Below are 16,767 nucleotides of genomic sequence, written 5' to 3'. Positions count from 1 at the left end.
CAAAGCGTTTGCGCCCTCGTCGTCGGACGGGGGTGTCCATGCAGCCGAGGCAACCTTTTCAATATCGTGCTTTGTCGTTTTCGGCCGTTTCGGTTGCATCAGGGAAAGGATGTCTTATGTCCGAATTCGAATCTGCTATCGCTCGTGGCGCCATGACCGTTTCCGAAGAGCGTCGCGAGCGCGCCGTGCTCGTTGGGATTGACCGACCGGGTGCGGCATGGCCGCTTTCATCCTCGCTCGCCGAGCTCGAGCGCCTTGTGGACACCGCCGGAGCGGACGTGGTGGCGGTGACCTCTCAAAGGCTCGAGGCTCCGAATCCCAAGACCTTCATCGGCGCCGGAAAAGCCGAGGAGGTGGCCGAGCTCGCTCGCGCCCACGCGGCCGATCTTGTCGTGCTCGATGACGAGCTTACCCCGTCGCAGCAGGCGAATCTCGAGAAAACGGTAGGACGCGATGTTAAGGTCATCGATCGTACCGCCCTCATCCTCGACATATTCGGACTTCACGCAACCAGCAAGGAGGGTCGCTTGCAGGTGCGGCTTGCCCAGAACGAGTACCTTCTTCCACGGCTCAGAGGCATGTGGGCCCACCTTGCCTCAAACCGCATGGGAGGCGGCGTGGGATCGCGTTTTGGCGAGGGCGAGAGCCAGCTCGAGGTCGATCGTCGCATGGTGCGCAAGCGGATCACCTCCATCAAGCGCGAACTCGCGCACCTTTCCGAGGTGCGCGCAGTGCAGCGCGAATGCCGTTACGAAAGCGGCATGTTCAAGGTCGCGTTGGCCGGTTATACGAACGCGGGAAAGTCGAGCCTGCTCAATCGATTGACGAACGCAGATGTCCTCGCATACGACAAGTTGTTTGCCACGCTTGACTCAACCACACGTCGGTTCGAGCTGCCTGAGGGCCGGGAGATCACGATCACCGATACGGTCGGTTTCATCCAGAAACTGCCAACTACGCTCGTGGAGGCGTTCAAATCAACGCTCGACGAGATCACGGGAGCCGATCTTGTGCTGCAAGTGGTGGATGCTTCTGCTGAGGAACGCTGCGAGCAGATAACCGCCGTCGAGGAGGTGCTCGGGCAGATCGGCGCGCAGGATCTTCGCCGGGTGCTCGTATTCAACAAGTGCGACCTTCTCGAAGAGGAGGATATGGCCGCTCTCAGGGCGCGCTACGCGCAAGCTCAGTTCGTGTCGGCGGCGACAGGGGAGGGCGTCGACACGCTTATCGAGCATATCGCGCGCGTGGCGTCGGCGAGCGATGAACGGCTCGACGTGCTCGTGCCGTACAAAAGGGGCGACCTCGTCTCGCTCGCCCATGAACGATGCAGAATCCTGTCCGAAGTGCATGAGGAGGAAGGCACGCATCTCGTCATGCTCGCCGCGCCTTCGTTCGCGGAGGCGTTCCGTCCTTTCGCGACTAGTGACGACTGATCGACGGTCGCTCCGTGCTGTTGGAAGAGCATGGAGCGACTGGAAATGGCCGCCCTATAACCGAGGAGGGAAAGAAAAAGGGGAGGGCTGAAGCCCCCTTTGCCGCATCCTCTTTGATCTTTTTTTTTTTGGGGGGGGGGGCGTATTGGCTGCCCATCCTGGGCGGAAACGGTTTTTGCGGACGGACGCTATGATAAAGCACCGCATGCGGAATGGATCTTACAAGCAGCGTGGGGTCGGGCTTAATCGGGATGATCGAGCCTTAGACTCCTCCCCAGCTATCAGAATTGCCTCGCTCGATTCCTGATGGACAGACGTCGGAAACGGCCTCGTCAAGAGGTTCTCGCCAGGCTGCACGACCTGTTTGGCCGCGCCGACGTTTGGAACGATCCGCTCTGAACGGATGCAAGCCAGTAGGCGCCCGTGCGATTGCGGAAAGCACGGGCAGCCTTCTGCGAGCTTCAATGCGCCTGACATGCCCATCGTCCTTTCGCTGGGGATCGATCCGATCCGCTGTCGAAAGCTGCGTGGCCAGACTTCGTGCGAGAGACTGCGCGGGCTACAGACGGCGGAAAACTGCGACCACCTTTCCTGCGATGGAGCAGTCCGTTGTGATGATGGGCTCCATGGAGGAGTTCTCGGGCTGAAGGCGAATATGGTCGCTTTCCTTGTAGAAACGCTTGACCGTCGCTCCATCGTCTATGATAGCCACGACGATGTCCCCGTTGTTCGCCACCGGCTGCTCTTTCACCACGACATAGTCCCCATCGTTGATGCCCGCTTCGATCATGCTTTCGCCACGTACGGAGAGCAAAAACGAAGGGGAGTCGCCCACGATGTCGGTGGGAAGCGATATCGTGTCGGTGATGTTCTCCTCGGCAAGGATAGGGGATCCAGCTGCCACATTGCCCACGAGCGGCACGTTCACGATCTTGTTGAAGCTTGGTTGCACTACGTTTGTGGCAAGCGCCGCATCTTCAAGAGGGTAGGTGAGCGCAATGGAGCGCGACTTGAGAGGATCACGCTTGATGAGCCCCTTCTGTTCGAGGGCTTTGAGATGCACATGCACCGTTGAAGGGGAGGAGAGGCCCAGGGTTTGGCAGACTTCGCGCACCGTCGGACCATAGCCCTTTTCCCGAATGCACTCCTCGATGCAGTCAAGCACGGCCTGCTGTCGTTTCGTCACTTTCTCGGACATTCCCCGTCCTTTCCTTTAAGCGAACAAATGTATCGATTTGTATTGACATGAACTTTTGTTCGTTCTATTATATATGCGAACAAAGGTTCTACGCAAGAGGAAAGAGGGAGAAAAATGAAGAATTTCGAGGAGAGGTGCTTTGCCTGGAGTTCGTCTGCTTTGAAGTCGGAAACCCTCGGGTTTTCTCCGCGAACAGGGGCCGTTGTCGCGTTTCCCGGCTGGCGTGCACAGGGCATCGCTTGCGAATCGCATCGTTTGGCCGGGTCGTTAAGGCGCATACGGGGTCTTCTGTGCGAAACCGAAATGGTTCGCGCCCTGCGCGACGGCAGCGCACGGGGCGCGGCGTACGGATTCGTCGAGCCCTGGCAGGCTGTGGTGGTCGGCGGAGTTTGCGCCGCGTCATCGCTAGTCGCTATCATTGCGACTTTTTGAGGGGTTCGCATATCGCTGCTCTGCCAAAACGGACTCGACTCTTTTGGTCTTCTGCCTTCTCAGCTGAAGTGCGCGCGAGAAGGGTTTTTACGCTTCTCGATTTAATCGCTCGGAGACTTCGCTCCTACGCGTTTCGTTCCTTTTCGCAAACATGATCTGACGCAGCGACAACTGGCGTTTACTGGGGCGCAAGAATCCAAGAGCTTCTTTCGCTACCGTGTTCGGCATATCGGCATCGACTCCTTTTCAAGACGCGAGTGCTCCTTCCTGGCCACTTCCGGTCAGCTTCCGCATCGAAGTGAGCGGGAGCAATTCTGGTGATTCCCAACGGTTGATTGAACCACAATATCTTGTATGCTAACCTGAATGAAAATCGATTGAAGGAGCCTCTATGCGCTGCCCCTCCTGCGGGAATCCCGATTCCAAGGTCGTGGACTCCCGTCCTTCCGAAGACGGTACGGCTATTCGCCGCCGACGAGAGTGCCTTGAATGCGGAAGGCGCTTCACCACGTATGAGCGCTTGGGTGAGAATCCTCTCATCGTGATCAAACGGGATGGGTCGTCCGAGGCGTATGATCGGCAGAAGCTGATGCGCGGGCTTCTGATGGCGTGCGCGAAGCGTCCAATCTCACCTGAGCAGATCGGGGCGCTCATCGACAGCATCGAGTCCGAGCTTCGCAATGCGTCTAAGACGGAGATCGGGTCGAAGGAACTTGGCGACATGGCGCTTGTGAGGCTCGCTAAGCTCGATGACGTGGCCTATGTCCGTTTCGCAAGCGTGTACAAGGATTTCCAGAACGTCGAGGAATTTGCCGCGGCGCTCGAGGGGCTGCGATGACGACGCCGGTACGTGTGCCGCTTCGCGCCCTCGACCCTGACCTGCCTCTCCCGACTTACGCCTATGCGGGCGACGCCGGGGTCGATCTGCGATCAACGCGCGATGAGGTGCTGCGGCCGTTTGAACGCAGGCTCGTTCCGTGTGGCGTGGCTCTTGCCCTGCCGCGGGGGTACGCCGGCTTCGTGCTTCCGCGCAGCGGTCTCGCCGTCAAGCACGGTGTCTCGCTGGTGAACGCTCCCGGCCTCATAGACAGTGACTATCGCGGCGAAATATGCGCCGTGCTCGTGAATCTCGATCCACATGAGGAGTTCTTTGTGAAGCGGGGAGATCGCATCGCCCAGCTTGTGATTATGCCGGTGCCGCCGTTGTCTTTCGAGGCGGTCGACGAACTCCCTGACACTGATCGAGGATCTGGGGGCTTCGGAAGCAGCGGTGTGGGTCTTTGAGGCCGCCTCTCCCATCAATTAGAGTTACTCTAATTGATGGGAGAGGCGCCTATGGAAGGAGAAGGATCGTACATGTTTGCGGAACATGCTGGCGCAAACGAGCTTCCATGCCTCGGTATCGCTGAGGTAGCCGATTTGACGGGCATATCCGCGTTTACTATCAGGTACTATGATAGGTGCGGATTCTTTCCCGGGCTCGCACGCGACCGACGCGGCGTTCGTTCGTTCTCTCATGCGGACGTTGCCCAGCTTCGTTTCGTTGACGCGCTGCGCAAAAGCGGGTTGTCCATTGAGGGCATCCAGTACTACGTTCGGCTTCAGCGGCGCGGCATCGCTTCGTCCGACGAACGATTGCCCATCGTACGCGCGCAGGAGGCGGCGCTCGAGTGCCAAGTTTCCGGACTCGAAGAATGCCTCAAGCGGCTTCGTTCGGCCGAAGCCGGTCTTCTGTCCGCGAATTGAGGACCGAAAGACGTTTTGCGGGCCACAACTTGGTCGTGACGGCATGCGAAAACCCCGGATTCCAGGTGTCAGAGGTCGTCCGAAGGCAAAACGGGGCCTTAGAACGGCTCTCCGAGCCTTGTTGGTAAAATAGCTGATCAAAAGCTTAGAATGGGCAAATGAAAGGTGCTGGTAATGATGGTAGGTCGAAATGCTTCTTCTGAGCCGCCTCGAGAACCCGAAGATGGACAGGAACGCGATCTTGATCTTGGCGTGCGGAGCGATTCCGAAGGCTCGTCAGCATCGCTGCCGAATCCACAGGAGGTATCCGATTTCAAAAGCGCGCGCACGCTTGCCACGGTGGCGAGCATTGCCGGTCCCGTATCCGTCTTTATCGGAGGCATGCCGTTGAGTGCGACGGGTGTTGTGTGCGCCGTTATCGCACTTTGGAGGTTCGGGAGATTGGCTGCTGGGAACACACGGCTTTCCGCGGTGGCGGCAAGATTGCGGCGATCAAGCATGGTCGGTCTGGTCGTGTGCGCCGTGGCTTTCGCACTGAATGCAGTGGCATTCTTCACCTTGCTTCCCGAGATCATTCAGATGGTAGAGACCGGTGAGCTGGGATTTGCCGTGGGAAGCGGTGCCGAAGGCGTGATTGAACCGAATTCGACCTGGGGATAGCGCTACGCGCACTGAATCGAGAGCCCGCTTGTCCGTTTCCTGGATGCGCACGCCATGCGGGCATCCTCGGTGCCGAACGACCTCCACCTCTTTGGGTTTCAAGATTATTGATAATATATCTTATGTAAACTTGAATGCAGGTTGAGCCGTTTTCGCAAAAGACTCTACCTGCATCACCTGAGCGTAGCTTTGTATGGATTGCGCGAAGGGAGCTTAAACCGCTGCGACTGCCTCCTGCGTGGTGCGCTTCGCGGTCGTGATCGGTTTTGCGAATTTCGGCTATTGACGTTCATGTTCTCGTTGCGCGGATGCAAAATCCATGACGCGACGGGACGGTCACGTCCTTTGCGGAGTAACTGCTCAATCGATCATCCGCTTAGTTGGCTCCTGCGCGTCGCAAGTATGGCTTCGCGACCGCTCTTCGAATGCCGCGCGATCGAGTTCCCTCCTGTTTCAGCGATTCTTCCGGCGGCGCCTGTCTAACCGGTCGGCGAAGCGAAGCATGACTTGCGCGCAAATTGTAGCTGCTTGCGCGTTATCGAATTCCTGAGCGAAGTGCCCTTCGACAGGCGCTGCGCGAATTCGCGCGGTCTTTCTTCCGGTCGCTTTTGGCTATGCAGTGCGAATCTTTTCGGGTAGACCAGCGGACGAAAAGCAGAAACTCGAACGGGTGGTAAAATGATGTTTTTTAAGTTACAATATAGGGCGCTGTATATCCACTAGAGAAGGAGATGCGATGGTGGCGAACAAGAGGGTGCTTGCTGCTTTGATGACGGCGGCCCTGGTTTCGTTCGGAGGGTTAACGCTTGCCGGTTGCTCGCAGAGCAATTCGGAAGAGATCGTACGTGAGGGGGTGACCGAAGAGCTTGAGAGTCTGAAGCGCCTTGACGACAGTCTTTTGGACCAACTTTCCACTAATGCTGAAATGATCCAATTGACCATGTACGGTGTCGATCCAAAAGACTTCGCGTCCACCTATCTGGATGGGTTCGACTATCGGATCGACTCCGTGACGGTCGAAGGCAATAAGGCGACGGCCGTCGTCGTGCTCACCTGCAAAAGCACCAGCGTTTTCGCCGAGACGCTTGAGGCGGCGTACGAAGAGATGGCGAACGACGATTCCCTGATGGACCTCTCTCCGTACGAACGCAATGACCGAATCGGTCAAGTCATGATGGAGACCCTCGAGAGCATCCCGGTTGCTGAAACCGCACCCATCAATCTGGAGTTCCAGCTCGATGGAAACATGTGGACAATCACTCCCGAATCCGAGAAGTCTCTTTCTACTGCGCTGTTCTCGGAGTAGGTGCGAAAAGGTCGGCTGTCCGAATGCCGTCCTAAAGCCATCGCGAGGACGAGAGGACCGGTCGTACGACCGGTCCTCTCGTCCTTCCCCGCCTCATTCGCAACAGCCTCTTTTCGTCGCGCGCAATAAGAGAAGATCTAGCTTTGTAAGAAGGCTTTGGGCCAGAGCCTTTTGACGAGCCCTACGGACAGCAAGCCGAAACAGACGCCGAGGATGGCGCCGGCAAGGATGTCGGACGGGTAATGCACGTAAAGGTAGATGCGAGAAAGTGCGATGAGCGCAGCGATCAGAACGGCGAGCGCCTTTGCTATGCGCACGCCCGGACCGTCTTTCGGCAGGCAGCACACCACCGTTGCGGCAGCGAAGGACACCATCGAATGATTCGACGGAAACGAGCTTCCCGATGGCGCTGGAATGAGCAATCCGGAGAATTCAAGCGCTTCGAAGGGCCGTACGCGTCCAAACAAAGGTTTCAAGACGAGCATTCCCACCGCTGCCGTCACCGCCACCGCAACGAGCATGGCAATGCCCCAAGCTCGCCGCTTCGGTTGCACGATGAGTGCGGCCGAAGCGGCGAGCCATACGAGGGCGATGTCGCCAAGGTGCGTAGCAAACAGCATAGCGGCATCGAGCGCGGGCGAGCGCACGTGCTCCTGGACGAAGTCGAGGATGGCGTAATCCATGCTCTTGGCCTCAGCAGCGCGTTCCGGCGCGAATCCAGGACAAAAGCCCTGTGCAGCCGGCCACGACGTCGTCGTAGGTCGTCTCGAAATCCCCGGTGTACCAAGGGTCGGCCACATCGCGTTCGGAACCAGCGAATTCGAGCAGCTTCGCGCAGCGGCCTTCAACCTTGCGTCCAAGCTGGCGACGTGTATCGCGCAGATTGGCCTCGTCCATAACCACGAACAAGTCCCATTTCTCCGCATCCGCACGACTGAGCCGGCGCGCTCTCTTGCCGTCGCAGGAGATGCCAGCTGAGGCGAGCATGCGTTGCGTTTCAGGATGGACGGGGCTTCCTATCTCGTCATCGTGCGTAGCAGCCGACGCCACGAGAAGCGCTTGCTCCATCCCCTGCTTGCGCGCGAGATCTTTCATCACGAATTCGGCCATGGGGGAACGGCAAATGTTGCCGTGGCAGACGAACATGATGCGGAATGGCTTGCTCATCATTCATCTCCCCTCTCCTGCTTGCTGCCGCGAGGCGCGCGATCCCCTTCCGCCGGCTCGAGAGCCTCGGCGTAGCGCTCGTAGAGCTCGGGCAGCGCCCGTTTCACGCTCACGGGTTTGAACGTCTTCGCATCCACGAGGCAGTGGGTGCTTTCTCCGGTGCAGCAGGGTCGAGCTGCGTCGGGATCCTGCCCCTGCTTGAACACCTCGTAGGCGTAGACAGTCCTCGTCGGACGCGAGGACACGACACGCGTGCGCACCATGACAGCGTCTCCATAGCGCAAGGGCTCTCCGAAGGATATCGAGAGGTCCACCACTGGCGATACGAACCCTGCTTCCTCGATGCGCTTGTAGGGAAACCCGATGGCTTCAAGAAACGCGGTGCGCGCATCCTCGAAGTACAGCAAATAGTTCGCATGGTAGACGATGCCCATCATGTCCGTTTCGGCATACCGTATGGTGATTGGCGTGCAAACCCGCATGGTCTTGAGTTCCGTCCCATCTGATCGGCTACAATACAGGTATGAGCAACATCGTAGCGTATATGGCCAAGGAGCAGCGAACCTTCGCGGAATCACCGTTTAATCCGGTGGACTCGCTCGTGTTCTCGACGCTCGCCTACCTCAATTACGAGATGGCTCCCTGCCTGCCCTCCTCCCCTTCCGAGCGCATGCTGCTCCATGACGTGGCAATGCTCACGGACTGGAACGCGCTCACCTTCGGCAGTTGGATGGAGGACGCAAAAGGCACGGTCGCATTCCTGCGCGCGCTGTCGTCGAGCCGCCGTATGCGCGACGTGCGCGCCTCCTTCTACGCCAACGAGGTGTCCGAGACAGTGGAGAAGCAGTTCAGTGCGGTGACGCTGTCCTTTCCCACCTCCGAAGGAGAAGCGTCTTACCTGGCCTTCCGTGGCACCGACGGGAGCTTCACCGGTTGGAAGGAAGATTTCAACCTGTGCTTCAAGCGGGTCGTTCCCTCTCAGCGAGCTGCTGCGGCCTACGTTTCGGGCGTGGCGTCTGCAGTGGACGGGACCCTTCTCCTAGGTGGGCATTCCAAGGGAGGCAACCTCGCCGAGTACGCAGCGCTCACTGTGGACGAGTCCGTCTTCGACCGCATCGCTGGCGTATTCAACCACGACGGCCCTTCGTTTTTGGAGGATCCCTCGCCGCGCATCGACGAGGAGCGCTTCTGCCTGCTCCTGCATAAAACGGTGCCGGAGTCCTCGGCGTTCGGCATGATTCTCGAGCGGAGGGCCGATTATCGCGTCGTGGCGTCTTCGGCGCTGTCGGTGTTCCAGCACGAGCCGTTCACCTGGCAGACCGCGGGCCAAGACTTCGTATACCAGGATGCGCTCAACCCGTCAGCTGTGGTGTTCGACGCGGCTCTCGACGCTTGGCTGCGCGGAAGGACTCCCGATGAGCGCGAACGGTTCGTCGACACCGTGTTCGAGCTGCTCTCCTCCACGGAGGCGGTTTCTTGGGGCGAGTTCCAAGACAAGCTGTTCGCCAACGCTCGCCAGTTGCTCGGATCGGCTACGCAGCTCGACCCCGAGACGAAGCGGTTCGTATGGCAGACCGTCGCCGCGCTCGGCGGCATTCTCAAAAATGAAGCGATCAGACGGTTCAAGCCCACGTCGCGGCCGAGGTTGCCGCGCGTGCGGGCGCGTTATGGGCAAGGGAAAGGAAGCGAAGGATGAGCGCAGGGGCGCATGGTTCTGTCGACGGGGTCGGAGGGGCCTTTGGCTCGGAAGGGGCGAACGGAAAGGGGAACGGGGAGGAAAGCGCCCGCTCTCGCCTCACGGTTCGCATGGCCGTTCAGCTTGCGGCGCCGCATACTTGGCCGGCGGCAATCCTGCCCGCTCTCGTGGCGACCGCCGCCGCCCTTGCGCGTATGCCTTCCGTGTCGGTGATGATGACGTGCGCGTTGCTCGTCATCTGCGTGCTCATGCAGTCGGCTGTGAACACGTTCAACGACTACTACGACTACGTGAAGGGCTCCGACTCGCTCGACGACAACGTTGACCCCGCCGATGCCGTGCTCGTTTACAACAACGTGAACCCGCGTTCGGCGCTCGTCCTCGCTGTCGGGTTCTTGGCCGCAGCGTTCGTTATAGGAGCCTACGTCGTTTGGGTCGCCGGCTGGATCCCGCTTGCCATAGGCGGTGCCGGTGCAGTCGTCGTCGTGTTGTACTCTGCCGGCAAGACGCCGCTTTCCTATCTGCCCGTCGGCGAGCTTGCGAGCGGGTTCGTGATGGGCGGTCTCATTCCGCTCGCGTGCTATCAAGCTCTGACCGGCTCCTTCGATCTGCGTGCGCTCTTGTGGGCCGTGCCCACCATCATCGGCGTGGGGCTCATCATGCTCACGAACAACGCATGCGACATCGAGAAGGACACGGAGTCGGGCCGCCGAACGTTGCCCGTGCTGCTTGGCCGCGCGCGCACACGACGGCTGTACCACGGCGCGGTGTACGCATGGGTGTCTGCCATCATCGTGCTCGTGATTGCGTTTTTCCCGGGCGGAGTCGTGGTGCTGCCATTCATGCTGATGGCGGCTTACCCCCTGTTCAAGGCGCTTTTGTCCAATCCGCTTGCACCTATCTCGCGCATAGGCGCCATGGCGCAGGTATGCGGCGTGAACGTCGCCCTCGGAGCGTTCTATGCTGCCGCCATCTTGGCTGGCGGTGCCGTGCTCGTACCCTGACGCGAAGGAGTCTCCATGGAAGCAACCGTCGCCGCTTTTGCGGCAACGCTCATCGTTTTGGCCGTGTTCGCGATCATGGGCGTTATGCTCTGGCGCGGTTCATGGCTCGCCTTGCTCGTGGACGATGCGTCCTGTTCGGAAGAGGACGCATCGTCATGTCGGGCACTTGGGCGACGCATGGCCGTCGTGCTCGCCGTGTGCTGCGCGCTCATGGCCACGCTCGTGCTGTTCCTGGCAGCAAGGCTCGCTGGCGCGCACGACCTCGCATCGATCGCGACGATGGCCAACAATGCCGCGTTCCTCGCGTTTGTCGTGGCGCTCGCTTGGTTCTTCGTCGTGCAGCGACCCAACCGTCCGGAAGGGGTGGAGGATGCCGTTTCGAGACGCGCCCGCACAGCGCGTCTCGACCACTTGCATACGCGAACCATCGTGTTCGTGGTCGCCGTTATCGTCGCCGTTATCGCTGTCGGCATGCTCGCCGCCCTCGCGTAAGGGACATGCCGGGAGCGTATCGAAGACAGAGGGCTTGGCGCGCCTTCTCATGAGGCGACGGCCGAGGCTGGTCGCGTCGCCTCTTTTCCGCGCTCTTTCACTTGATGGAGGCGGTTGGGATGGAGATGCGGGGAAGAAAAGCCATGGCAGCCGCTCGATTCGAAGCCTAGCGCCACTGCAGCTGAACGAGGTCGGGAAAGGTCGCGTGAAGGGCGGCGAGGTCGAATGACCGCAACAGCTCCTCGGGGGTAACGGGATCGCAGGTGGGCGCGAGGCCTGTGATGCCGGCGATATGTCCGATGACGCCAGCAGGCGTCTTGAAGCGCTCGATCAGCGCGTCGAGTGCGGCGTCGTGATCGCGCTTCGAGAGCCGGCGGTCGCGTTCGGCGACAAGAAGAGGGATATGCGCATAGGTCGGATGCGGCAGGCCGAGCAGCCTTTGCAGGTAGAGCTGCTGCGGCGTCGAACATAGGAGGTCAACGCCGCGCACTACCGACGTGATGCCTTGGGCCGCATCGTCCACGACGACGGCTAGCTGGTAGGCGAAGGCGCCGTCCGAACGCTTCACGAGGAAGTCGCCGCAGTCGGAGGCGAGGTTCTGTTCGTAAGGCCCCTGCACCTGATCGATGAAGGCGATGCGCTCGTCGGGCACCATCAGGCGTTGTGCAGGCGTGCGCTCTCGTGCGCGAGCCATCCGCTCTTCGTCGCTCAGGTTGCGGCAGGTGCCCGGGTACACCGGTTTCTCACCGCGGTGCGGCGCCGAGGTCGCATGCAGGTCGGCGCGCGTGCAGAAACAGGGGTAGACAAGGTCGCGGGCGCGCAGCTCGTCGAAGGCCGCGCGATAGGCCTCCGTGCGGTCGTGCTGGAAGTACGGACCCTCATCCCAGAGAAGCCCGAGCGCTTCAAAGTCGCGTCGCACTGCATCTGCGTATGCGGGCTTCGAGCGCTCGGCATCGAGATCCTCGATGCGCAGCACGATCTTTCCGCCCTGCGATTTCGCCACGAGCCACGCCACGAGCGCCGCGAACACGTTGCCTGCGTGCATCCGCCCCGTCGGAGACGGCGCGAACCGGCCGACAATGTCGGTATGCGAAGGAATTGCGCCCATCGGTCCTCCTCCTGTCGATGCGCAATCGCCGATCGCCCTCCCGTAGGAGCGCATAGCGGTGCCAGCTGCTGCAAAACCTTCGATTTTGGCGGTATCTCGAACGCGAGATGGTCGATTCGAACGAGCTCGCCCGCATGTGCCCAGGTGATGGCTTGCATGGCTCGTCGACCTGGAAAGCGAAGCGCCGAAATCGGGAGTTTTGCAGCAGGACGCTCGTCAAAATCGACGGTAGGGCCGCCGCTGCTGTCGGGGCCTCAGCATGCGCGGCCCCGACTAGAACTACTTCCGCAGATCCTCGACATGCTTGGTCTTGCCGAGCGAGCGCTCAATGCCGCCGGGCTCGACGAGCTTCACGCGCACGCCCACGAGGAGCATGCCCTTGAGCCTCTCCTCGATGGAGCGGCGCAGGTTCTCCATGTCCTCGAACGAGTCCGAGAACGCCTCGGGCTTGAGCTCCGCGTGCACGGTCATACGGTCGAGGCCGCCTTCGTTGTCCACGACGATGCGGTAGTGCGGCGTGACGCCGTCGATACCGGCCAGCACGTCTTCCACCTGGGAGGGGAACACGTTCGTGCCGCGGATGATGAGCATGTCGTCCGAGCGCGCCCGCACTTTCTGCATGCGCGCCGTGGTGCGGCCGCACGCGCAGGGCTCCGTGACCACGCGGGTCAGGTCGTGCGTGCGATAGCGCAGCACAGGGATAGCCTGCTTTCCGAGAGGCGTGAGAACGAGCTCGCCCATCTCGCCTTCCGCCACCGGCTCGCCGGTGTCGGGGTCGACGACCTCCCAGAGGAAGTGGTCCTCGGCGATGTGCTGCGTGTCGCGCGAGGCGAGGCACTCGCCCGACACGCCCGGACCCATAACCTCGGTCAGGCCGTAGTTGTCCGTGCACACGATGTGCATGCGAGCCTCGATCTCGGCCTTGAGGCCCGGAGGGCACGGCTCGCCGCCGAAGAGCCCTACGCGCAGCGTCGACTTCTCCCAGTCGAAGCCCATCTTCTCCCCCACCTCGCACATGTGCAGGGCGTAGGACGGCGTGGCGACGAGCACCGTGGTGCCGTAATCCTCGATCATGGCGATATGGCGCTCGGTGTTGCCCGAGCCTGCGGGAATCATCATGCATCCGAGCCTCTGCAGCCCGTAGTGCAGGCCGAAGCCGCCGGTGAACATGCCGTAGCCGAACGCCATCTGCGCGCGGTCGCCCGGCACGACGCCGGCCATCTGCACGAGGCGCATGATGCAGTCGGCCCACATGTCCATGTCGTGGGCGTTGTAGCCCACCACGATGGGCTTGCCCGTGGTGCCCGAGGAGGCATGCAGCTCCGCCACCTCGGAAAGCGGCACGGCGAACAGGCCGTAAGGGAACGTGTCGCGCAGGGCGGACTTGTCCGTGAACGGCAGCTTGCGCACGTCTTCGAGCGTGCGGATGTCGGCGGGCGACACGCCCCGCTCTTCCATGCGGGCTCGGTACCATGGCACGCGCTCGTAGGTCCAGGCCACCTGCGCGATCAGCTTCTCCAGCTGGATGGCGCGGATGCGTTCGCGCGAGGCGCACTCGATGGAGGGGTTGTGGATGGGCAGGCCTGAGAAGTCGCCTGCCGCGGCGGCGGCCAACGCCGCGCCTTTCACAGTGACGTCGGTCACGACGCTCACGCCCTTCGGTCCGCAAGCGGCGCAGCAAGGTCGGCTTTGCGCACGAGCTCCACCGGCTGGGCGGCCAAAAGCTCCTCCGCTCGAGCGATATCCTTCACTGAGAGCACGATGAACGTGGAGATGAGCGAATAGCTGTACGTCACGTTGATGTCGCAGTCGGCCATAACCCCCATGACGCGCGCAAGCTCGCCAGGCTCGTCGTTCAGGCGCAGGCACAGCACATCGGCAGCTGTAGCTGCCGCGCCCATGTCGGCCAGCACCTCGAGCGCGCGGGCGGGGTCGTCCACCACGAAGCGCACGATGCCGTAGTCGCCCGTGTCAGACGCGCTGTAGCCGCGCACGTTCACGTGCGAATCCTCGAATGCGTCGAGCACGCGGCGCAAGTGCCCAGGACGGCTCTCCAAAAAGACGCTGATCTGCTGAACGCTCATGACGCGTTTCCCCTCTCCGCTTCTTCGGCTGCGCGGGCGAAATCGAACCCTGCTCGGAACGCGGCCACATTGGCCTCCACAGTTCGGGTCGGCACGCGTCGCGCGATCACGCGTTCCCAGGCATTTTGCGGGAAGGCCAGGCGCGTGGCGAGCGCCCCCAGCAGCACCACGTTCACTGACTTCGGGCTGCCCACCTCGCGGGCTATCTCGCCGGCGGGAATGAGCGTGGCTCCGGCCGCCGCGAGCGTCTCCTGCGGATGCTCGGGCATGGCCGCGCGCCCGATGAGCACAGGCAGCGGCTGAATGGACTCATCAGCCACCAGGAGATAGCCGCCCTCGCGCACGTTGGCCAGGTTGCGCAGGGCCTCGGTGGTCTCGAACGACACGACGCAGTCGGCCCGTCCGGGATCGCTCACCATGGAGAGCACGGGTTCTTGCCCGAAGCGCACGACGGTGGTCACCGCTCCGCCGCGTTGGGACATGCCATGGATTTCGGACACTTTCGCGTCGTACCCCGACTCGAGGGCTGTATGGGCCAAGAGGTCGGCGGCGAGGATGGTGCCCTGCCCGCCGACGCCGCAGAGGAGCACGGTGGTCGCGCTACCCATGGGAGCCTCCTTCCGACGGCGCGTCAGGCTGCACGATGGCCTTGAACGCGCAATACTGGGCGCACTGGCCGCAGCCGATGCACTGCACGGGGTCGATGAGCGCATGGCCCTCGGCGTCCTTGGCGATGGCCGGGCAGCCGAGCGTCGAGCACACGCCGCAGGCGGTGCACGCATCGGTCACGGCGAAGGCGGGCTTCCTCACGCGGTCGATGAGCACGCAGGGGCTGCGGAACACGAGCACCGAGAGTTCCGGGTTGGCTACGGCCTCCTTGAGCGCGCGCCGGGTGGCCAGCGCGTCGTTAGGATCGACGGTGCGCACATCCTCCACGCCAACGGCGCGCACGATGCCCTCGAGATCGAGCTCGCGCGAGGGTCGCTTCTGCAAAGTCTCTCCATTGAAGGGGTTGCCTTGGCGGCCGGTCATGGCCGTCGTACGGTTGTCAAGCACGCACACGGTGCCGCCGCCTTTGTTGTACACGGTGGAGATGAGCGCCGACAGACCCGAGTGGGCGAATGTCGAATCGCCAATGACGCCCACGACGGGGCGATGCTCGACGTTTGACCAAGCCAGTTCAAATCCATGAGACATGGATACCGAAGCGCCCATGTCCACGCACGTGTCCATGGCCGAGAGCGGCGGCAGCGCGCCGAGCGTGTAGCAGCCGATGTCGCCCGTCACCACGGCCTTCATACGAGAGAGCTCCTTGAACACGAGGCGATGCGGACAGCCCGCGCACAAAGCCGGAGGCCGTCCGGGCACGTTGTCTGGCGCTGGCAGATGCGCAGGCCGTTCCAAGCCGAATGCCGCGCGCACAAGACCTGGGCTGAGTTCGCCATCGCGCGGCATCTCGCCAGGGAACGGGGCCAGTTCGATGCCCAAAGCGCGCACGCTCTCAGAAAGGTACTCAGAGGCCTCTTCCACCACGTAGAGGGCTTTCACGCTCGCGGCGAAGGCGCGCAAGCGCTCGGCCGGCAAGGGCCAGGTGCACCCGAGCTTGAACACGCTCGCCTCCGGAAGCGCTTCGGCCACGTGCTGGAAAGTCGCTCCCGCGCACACGACACCTATGTCGTCTCCCCTGCCCACGACCTCGTTGTAAGGGCATTCCTCAACCCAGGAACGCAGCGCGTCGATGCGTTCGAGCTGCGTTTTGCGACGAGGCTTTGCGAATGCGGGCATCATGACCCACTTCGCCGGATCGCTTTCGTAGGGCTTGGCTTGAACCTCGGTCCGCTCCCCCGGCTCGACCGGTGTCTTCGTGTGGGACACGCGCACTGTGGAACGGATGAGCACCGGCACGTCGAAGCGCTCGGACAACTCGTAGGCCTCGCGTGCGAAGCGCAGCGCCTCAGCCGAGTCGGCGGGCTCGAGCATGGGGATGTGCGCCGCGCGGGCGTACCAGTGGGAGTCCTGCTCGTTCTGCGACGAGTACATGCCCGGATCGTCCGCAGCCAGGATCACGAACCCTCCCCCAACGCCCGTGTACGCTGCGGTGAAGAGCGGATCGGCCGCCACGTTCACTCCGACATGCTTCATCGTCGACAGCACACGCGCGCCTGCAGCGGAGGCCCCCAGACCCACTTCCGCAGCCACCTTCTCGTTCACGCACCACTCCGCGTACACGCCGTCTTTGCATGCGAACGCCTCCATGGTCTCGGTGGACGGCGTGCCCGGGTACGCCGTTGCGATACGCGCTCCGGCCTCCCATGCTCCTTGGGCGATGGCTTCGTTACCCGACAACAGTTCCATAGGCGAACCTTCCTTGAATGCTGACCCGAAGGCTATTGTACGGCAAAGTGCGCCGCAAAGGCGTCGCGTCCTTGCGGCGCAACCCC

Annotated in this window: 18 protein-coding genes; 9 read left to right on the top strand and 9 right to left on the bottom strand. The window is 61.8% G+C overall.

The features are described from left to right. Positions 1-116 precede the first annotated feature (116 nt). Positions 117-1,433 carry a GTPase HflX gene (gene hflX / locus B5F40_RS03330; RefSeq protein WP_087192961.1) on the top strand — a complete coding sequence of 439 codons (1,317 nt, stop codon included), beginning with the start codon at positions 117-119 and terminating at the stop codon, positions 1,431-1,433. A gap of 559 nt (positions 1,434-1,992) precedes the next feature. On the opposite strand, the gene lexA is transcribed toward hflX, so the two are convergent. Then, positions 1,993-2,631, bottom strand: a complete 639-nt coding sequence (lexA, locus tag B5F40_RS03325; protein WP_087192960.1) for a transcriptional repressor LexA — start codon at positions 2,629-2,631, stop codon at positions 1,993-1,995. 823 nt (positions 2,632-3,454) lie between these two features. On the opposite strand from lexA, the gene nrdR reads away from it, so the two are divergent. The 5 genes from nrdR to B5F40_RS03295 all read left to right on the top strand — a co-directional run bounded on the left by nrdR (position 3,455) and on the right by B5F40_RS03295 (position 6,775). After that, positions 3,455-3,901, top strand: coding sequence for a transcriptional regulator NrdR (nrdR, locus tag B5F40_RS03315; protein WP_087192958.1), 447 nt, complete (start codon positions 3,455-3,457; stop codon positions 3,899-3,901). Continuing rightward, positions 3,898-4,347: a dUTP diphosphatase gene (gene dut / locus B5F40_RS03310; RefSeq protein ID WP_087192957.1), complete on the top strand. Its 450-nt coding sequence runs from the start codon at positions 3,898-3,900 to the stop codon at positions 4,345-4,347. The genes nrdR and dut overlap by 4 nt, the downstream gene beginning before the upstream one ends. 72 nt (positions 4,348-4,419) lie before the next feature. Then, on the top strand, positions 4,420-4,809 hold the full coding sequence (locus B5F40_RS03305; RefSeq protein ID WP_087192956.1) for a MerR family transcriptional regulator: 390 nt from the start codon (positions 4,420-4,422) through the stop codon (positions 4,807-4,809). Between the two features lie 174 nt (positions 4,810-4,983). Continuing rightward, a complete protein-coding gene (locus B5F40_RS03300; protein ID WP_087192955.1) occupies positions 4,984-5,469 on the top strand; it encodes a hypothetical protein in 486 nt (161 codons plus the stop codon). 736 nt (positions 5,470-6,205) lie between these two features. Next, positions 6,206-6,775, top strand: a complete 570-nt coding sequence (locus B5F40_RS03295) for a hypothetical protein (protein WP_087192954.1) — start codon at positions 6,206-6,208, stop codon at positions 6,773-6,775. 137 nt (positions 6,776-6,912) lie between these two features. Here B5F40_RS03295 and B5F40_RS03290 read toward each other — a convergent pair whose 3' ends face one another. Genes B5F40_RS03290 through B5F40_RS03280 form a run of 3 tightly spaced genes read right to left on the bottom strand, consistent with a single transcriptional unit; the run spans position 6,913 to position 8,424 of the window. Next, entirely contained in the window at positions 6,913-7,458 is a 546-nt protein-coding gene (locus tag B5F40_RS03290) for a phosphatase PAP2 family protein (protein ID WP_087192953.1), read from the bottom strand. A 10-nt stretch (positions 7,459-7,468) separates the two neighbouring features. After that, entirely contained in the window at positions 7,469-7,945 is a 477-nt protein-coding gene (locus B5F40_RS03285; protein WP_239442888.1) for a low molecular weight protein-tyrosine-phosphatase, read from the bottom strand. Continuing rightward, positions 7,942-8,424 carry an acyl-CoA thioesterase gene (locus B5F40_RS03280; protein ID WP_087192952.1) on the bottom strand — a complete coding sequence of 161 codons (483 nt, stop codon included), beginning with the start codon at positions 8,422-8,424 and terminating at the stop codon, positions 7,942-7,944. The genes B5F40_RS03285 and B5F40_RS03280 overlap by 4 nt, the downstream gene beginning before the upstream one ends. Before the next feature lie 41 nt (positions 8,425-8,465). Here B5F40_RS03280 and B5F40_RS03275 point away from each other — a divergent pair, with 41 nt between their 5' ends. The 3 genes from B5F40_RS03275 to B5F40_RS03265 all read left to right on the top strand — a co-directional run bounded on the left by B5F40_RS03275 (position 8,466) and on the right by B5F40_RS03265 (position 11,134). Further along, the gene (locus B5F40_RS03275) at positions 8,466-9,638 is read left to right on the top strand and encodes an Mbeg1-like protein (protein WP_087192951.1); all 1,173 of its coding nucleotides are present in this window, start codon (positions 8,466-8,468) and stop codon (positions 9,636-9,638) included. 110 nt (positions 9,639-9,748) lie between these two features. Continuing rightward, positions 9,749-10,642: a prenyltransferase gene (locus B5F40_RS03270; protein WP_087193045.1), complete on the top strand. Its 894-nt coding sequence runs from the start codon at positions 9,749-9,751 to the stop codon at positions 10,640-10,642. Between the two features lie 15 nt (positions 10,643-10,657). Then, positions 10,658-11,134 (top strand): hypothetical protein, encoded by a 477-nt coding sequence (locus tag B5F40_RS03265; protein WP_087192950.1) that lies wholly within the window; start codon positions 10,658-10,660, stop codon positions 11,132-11,134. Between the two features lie 166 nt (positions 11,135-11,300). Here the strand turns inward: B5F40_RS03265 and gluQRS are convergent, their stop codons facing one another. From gluQRS to B5F40_RS03240, 5 genes are all read right to left on the bottom strand, one after another. After that, complete coding sequence (gene gluQRS / locus B5F40_RS03260) at positions 11,301-12,242, bottom strand: tRNA glutamyl-Q(34) synthetase GluQRS (protein ID WP_087192949.1); 942 nt, start codon at positions 12,240-12,242, stop codon at positions 11,301-11,303. 279 nt (positions 12,243-12,521) lie between these two features. Continuing rightward, the gene (locus B5F40_RS03255; RefSeq protein ID WP_239442887.1) at positions 12,522-13,886 is read right to left on the bottom strand and encodes a phenylacetate--CoA ligase family protein; all 1,365 of its coding nucleotides are present in this window, start codon (positions 13,884-13,886) and stop codon (positions 12,522-12,524) included. A 5-nt stretch (positions 13,887-13,891) separates the two neighbouring features. Then, positions 13,892-14,326, bottom strand: a complete 435-nt coding sequence (locus B5F40_RS03250) for an amino acid-binding protein (protein WP_087192947.1) — start codon at positions 14,324-14,326, stop codon at positions 13,892-13,894. Next, the gene (locus B5F40_RS03245; protein ID WP_087192946.1) at positions 14,323-14,934 is read right to left on the bottom strand and encodes an indolepyruvate oxidoreductase subunit beta; all 612 of its coding nucleotides are present in this window, start codon (positions 14,932-14,934) and stop codon (positions 14,323-14,325) included. The genes B5F40_RS03250 and B5F40_RS03245 overlap by 4 nt, the downstream gene beginning before the upstream one ends. After that, positions 14,927-16,681, bottom strand: coding sequence for a thiamine pyrophosphate-dependent enzyme (locus B5F40_RS03240; RefSeq protein ID WP_087192945.1), 1,755 nt, complete (start codon positions 16,679-16,681; stop codon positions 14,927-14,929). Before B5F40_RS03240 ends, B5F40_RS03245 begins: the two co-directional genes overlap by 8 nt. Between the last annotated feature and the right edge of the window lie 86 nt (positions 16,682-16,767).

This window comes from Gordonibacter sp. An230 (assembly GCF_002159915.1).
GTDB lineage: Bacteria > Actinomycetota > Coriobacteriia > Coriobacteriales > Eggerthellaceae > Rubneribacter.
The sequence above is the reverse complement of the archived record's forward strand: the minus strand, read 5'-3'. Positions and strand labels throughout refer to the sequence as shown.

Excerpts from the sequence above, each read along its gene's own strand:
- hflX (WP_087192961.1), top strand. The coding sequence starts at position 117 with ATGTCCGAATTCGAATCTGCTATCGCTCGTGGCGCCATGACCGTTTCC.
- lexA (WP_087192960.1), bottom strand. The coding sequence starts at position 2,631 with ATGTCCGAGAAAGTGACGAAACGACAGCAGGCCGTGCTTGACTGCATC.
- nrdR (WP_087192958.1), top strand. The coding sequence starts at position 3,455 with ATGCGCTGCCCCTCCTGCGGGAATCCCGATTCCAAGGTCGTGGACTCC.
- dut (WP_087192957.1), top strand. The coding sequence starts at position 3,898 with ATGACGACGCCGGTACGTGTGCCGCTTCGCGCCCTCGACCCTGACCTG.
- B5F40_RS03305 (WP_087192956.1), top strand. The coding sequence starts at position 4,420 with ATGTTTGCGGAACATGCTGGCGCAAACGAGCTTCCATGCCTCGGTATC.
- B5F40_RS03300 (WP_087192955.1), top strand. The coding sequence starts at position 4,984 with ATGATGGTAGGTCGAAATGCTTCTTCTGAGCCGCCTCGAGAACCCGAA.
- B5F40_RS03295 (WP_087192954.1), top strand. The coding sequence starts at position 6,206 with ATGGTGGCGAACAAGAGGGTGCTTGCTGCTTTGATGACGGCGGCCCTG.
- B5F40_RS03290 (WP_087192953.1), bottom strand. The coding sequence starts at position 7,458 with ATGGATTACGCCATCCTCGACTTCGTCCAGGAGCACGTGCGCTCGCCC.
- B5F40_RS03285 (WP_239442888.1), bottom strand. The coding sequence starts at position 7,945 with ATGATGAGCAAGCCATTCCGCATCATGTTCGTCTGCCACGGCAACATT.
- B5F40_RS03280 (WP_087192952.1), bottom strand. The coding sequence starts at position 8,424 with ATGCGGGTTTGCACGCCAATCACCATACGGTATGCCGAAACGGACATG.
- B5F40_RS03275 (WP_087192951.1), top strand. The coding sequence starts at position 8,466 with ATGAGCAACATCGTAGCGTATATGGCCAAGGAGCAGCGAACCTTCGCG.
- B5F40_RS03270 (WP_087193045.1), top strand. The coding sequence starts at position 9,749 with ATGGCCGTTCAGCTTGCGGCGCCGCATACTTGGCCGGCGGCAATCCTG.
- B5F40_RS03265 (WP_087192950.1), top strand. The coding sequence starts at position 10,658 with ATGGAAGCAACCGTCGCCGCTTTTGCGGCAACGCTCATCGTTTTGGCC.
- gluQRS (WP_087192949.1), bottom strand. The coding sequence starts at position 12,242 with ATGGGCGCAATTCCTTCGCATACCGACATTGTCGGCCGGTTCGCGCCG.
- B5F40_RS03250 (WP_087192947.1), bottom strand. The coding sequence starts at position 14,326 with ATGAGCGTTCAGCAGATCAGCGTCTTTTTGGAGAGCCGTCCTGGGCAC.
- B5F40_RS03245 (WP_087192946.1), bottom strand. The coding sequence starts at position 14,934 with ATGGGTAGCGCGACCACCGTGCTCCTCTGCGGCGTCGGCGGGCAGGGC.
- B5F40_RS03240 (WP_087192945.1), bottom strand. The coding sequence starts at position 16,681 with ATGGAACTGTTGTCGGGTAACGAAGCCATCGCCCAAGGAGCATGGGAG.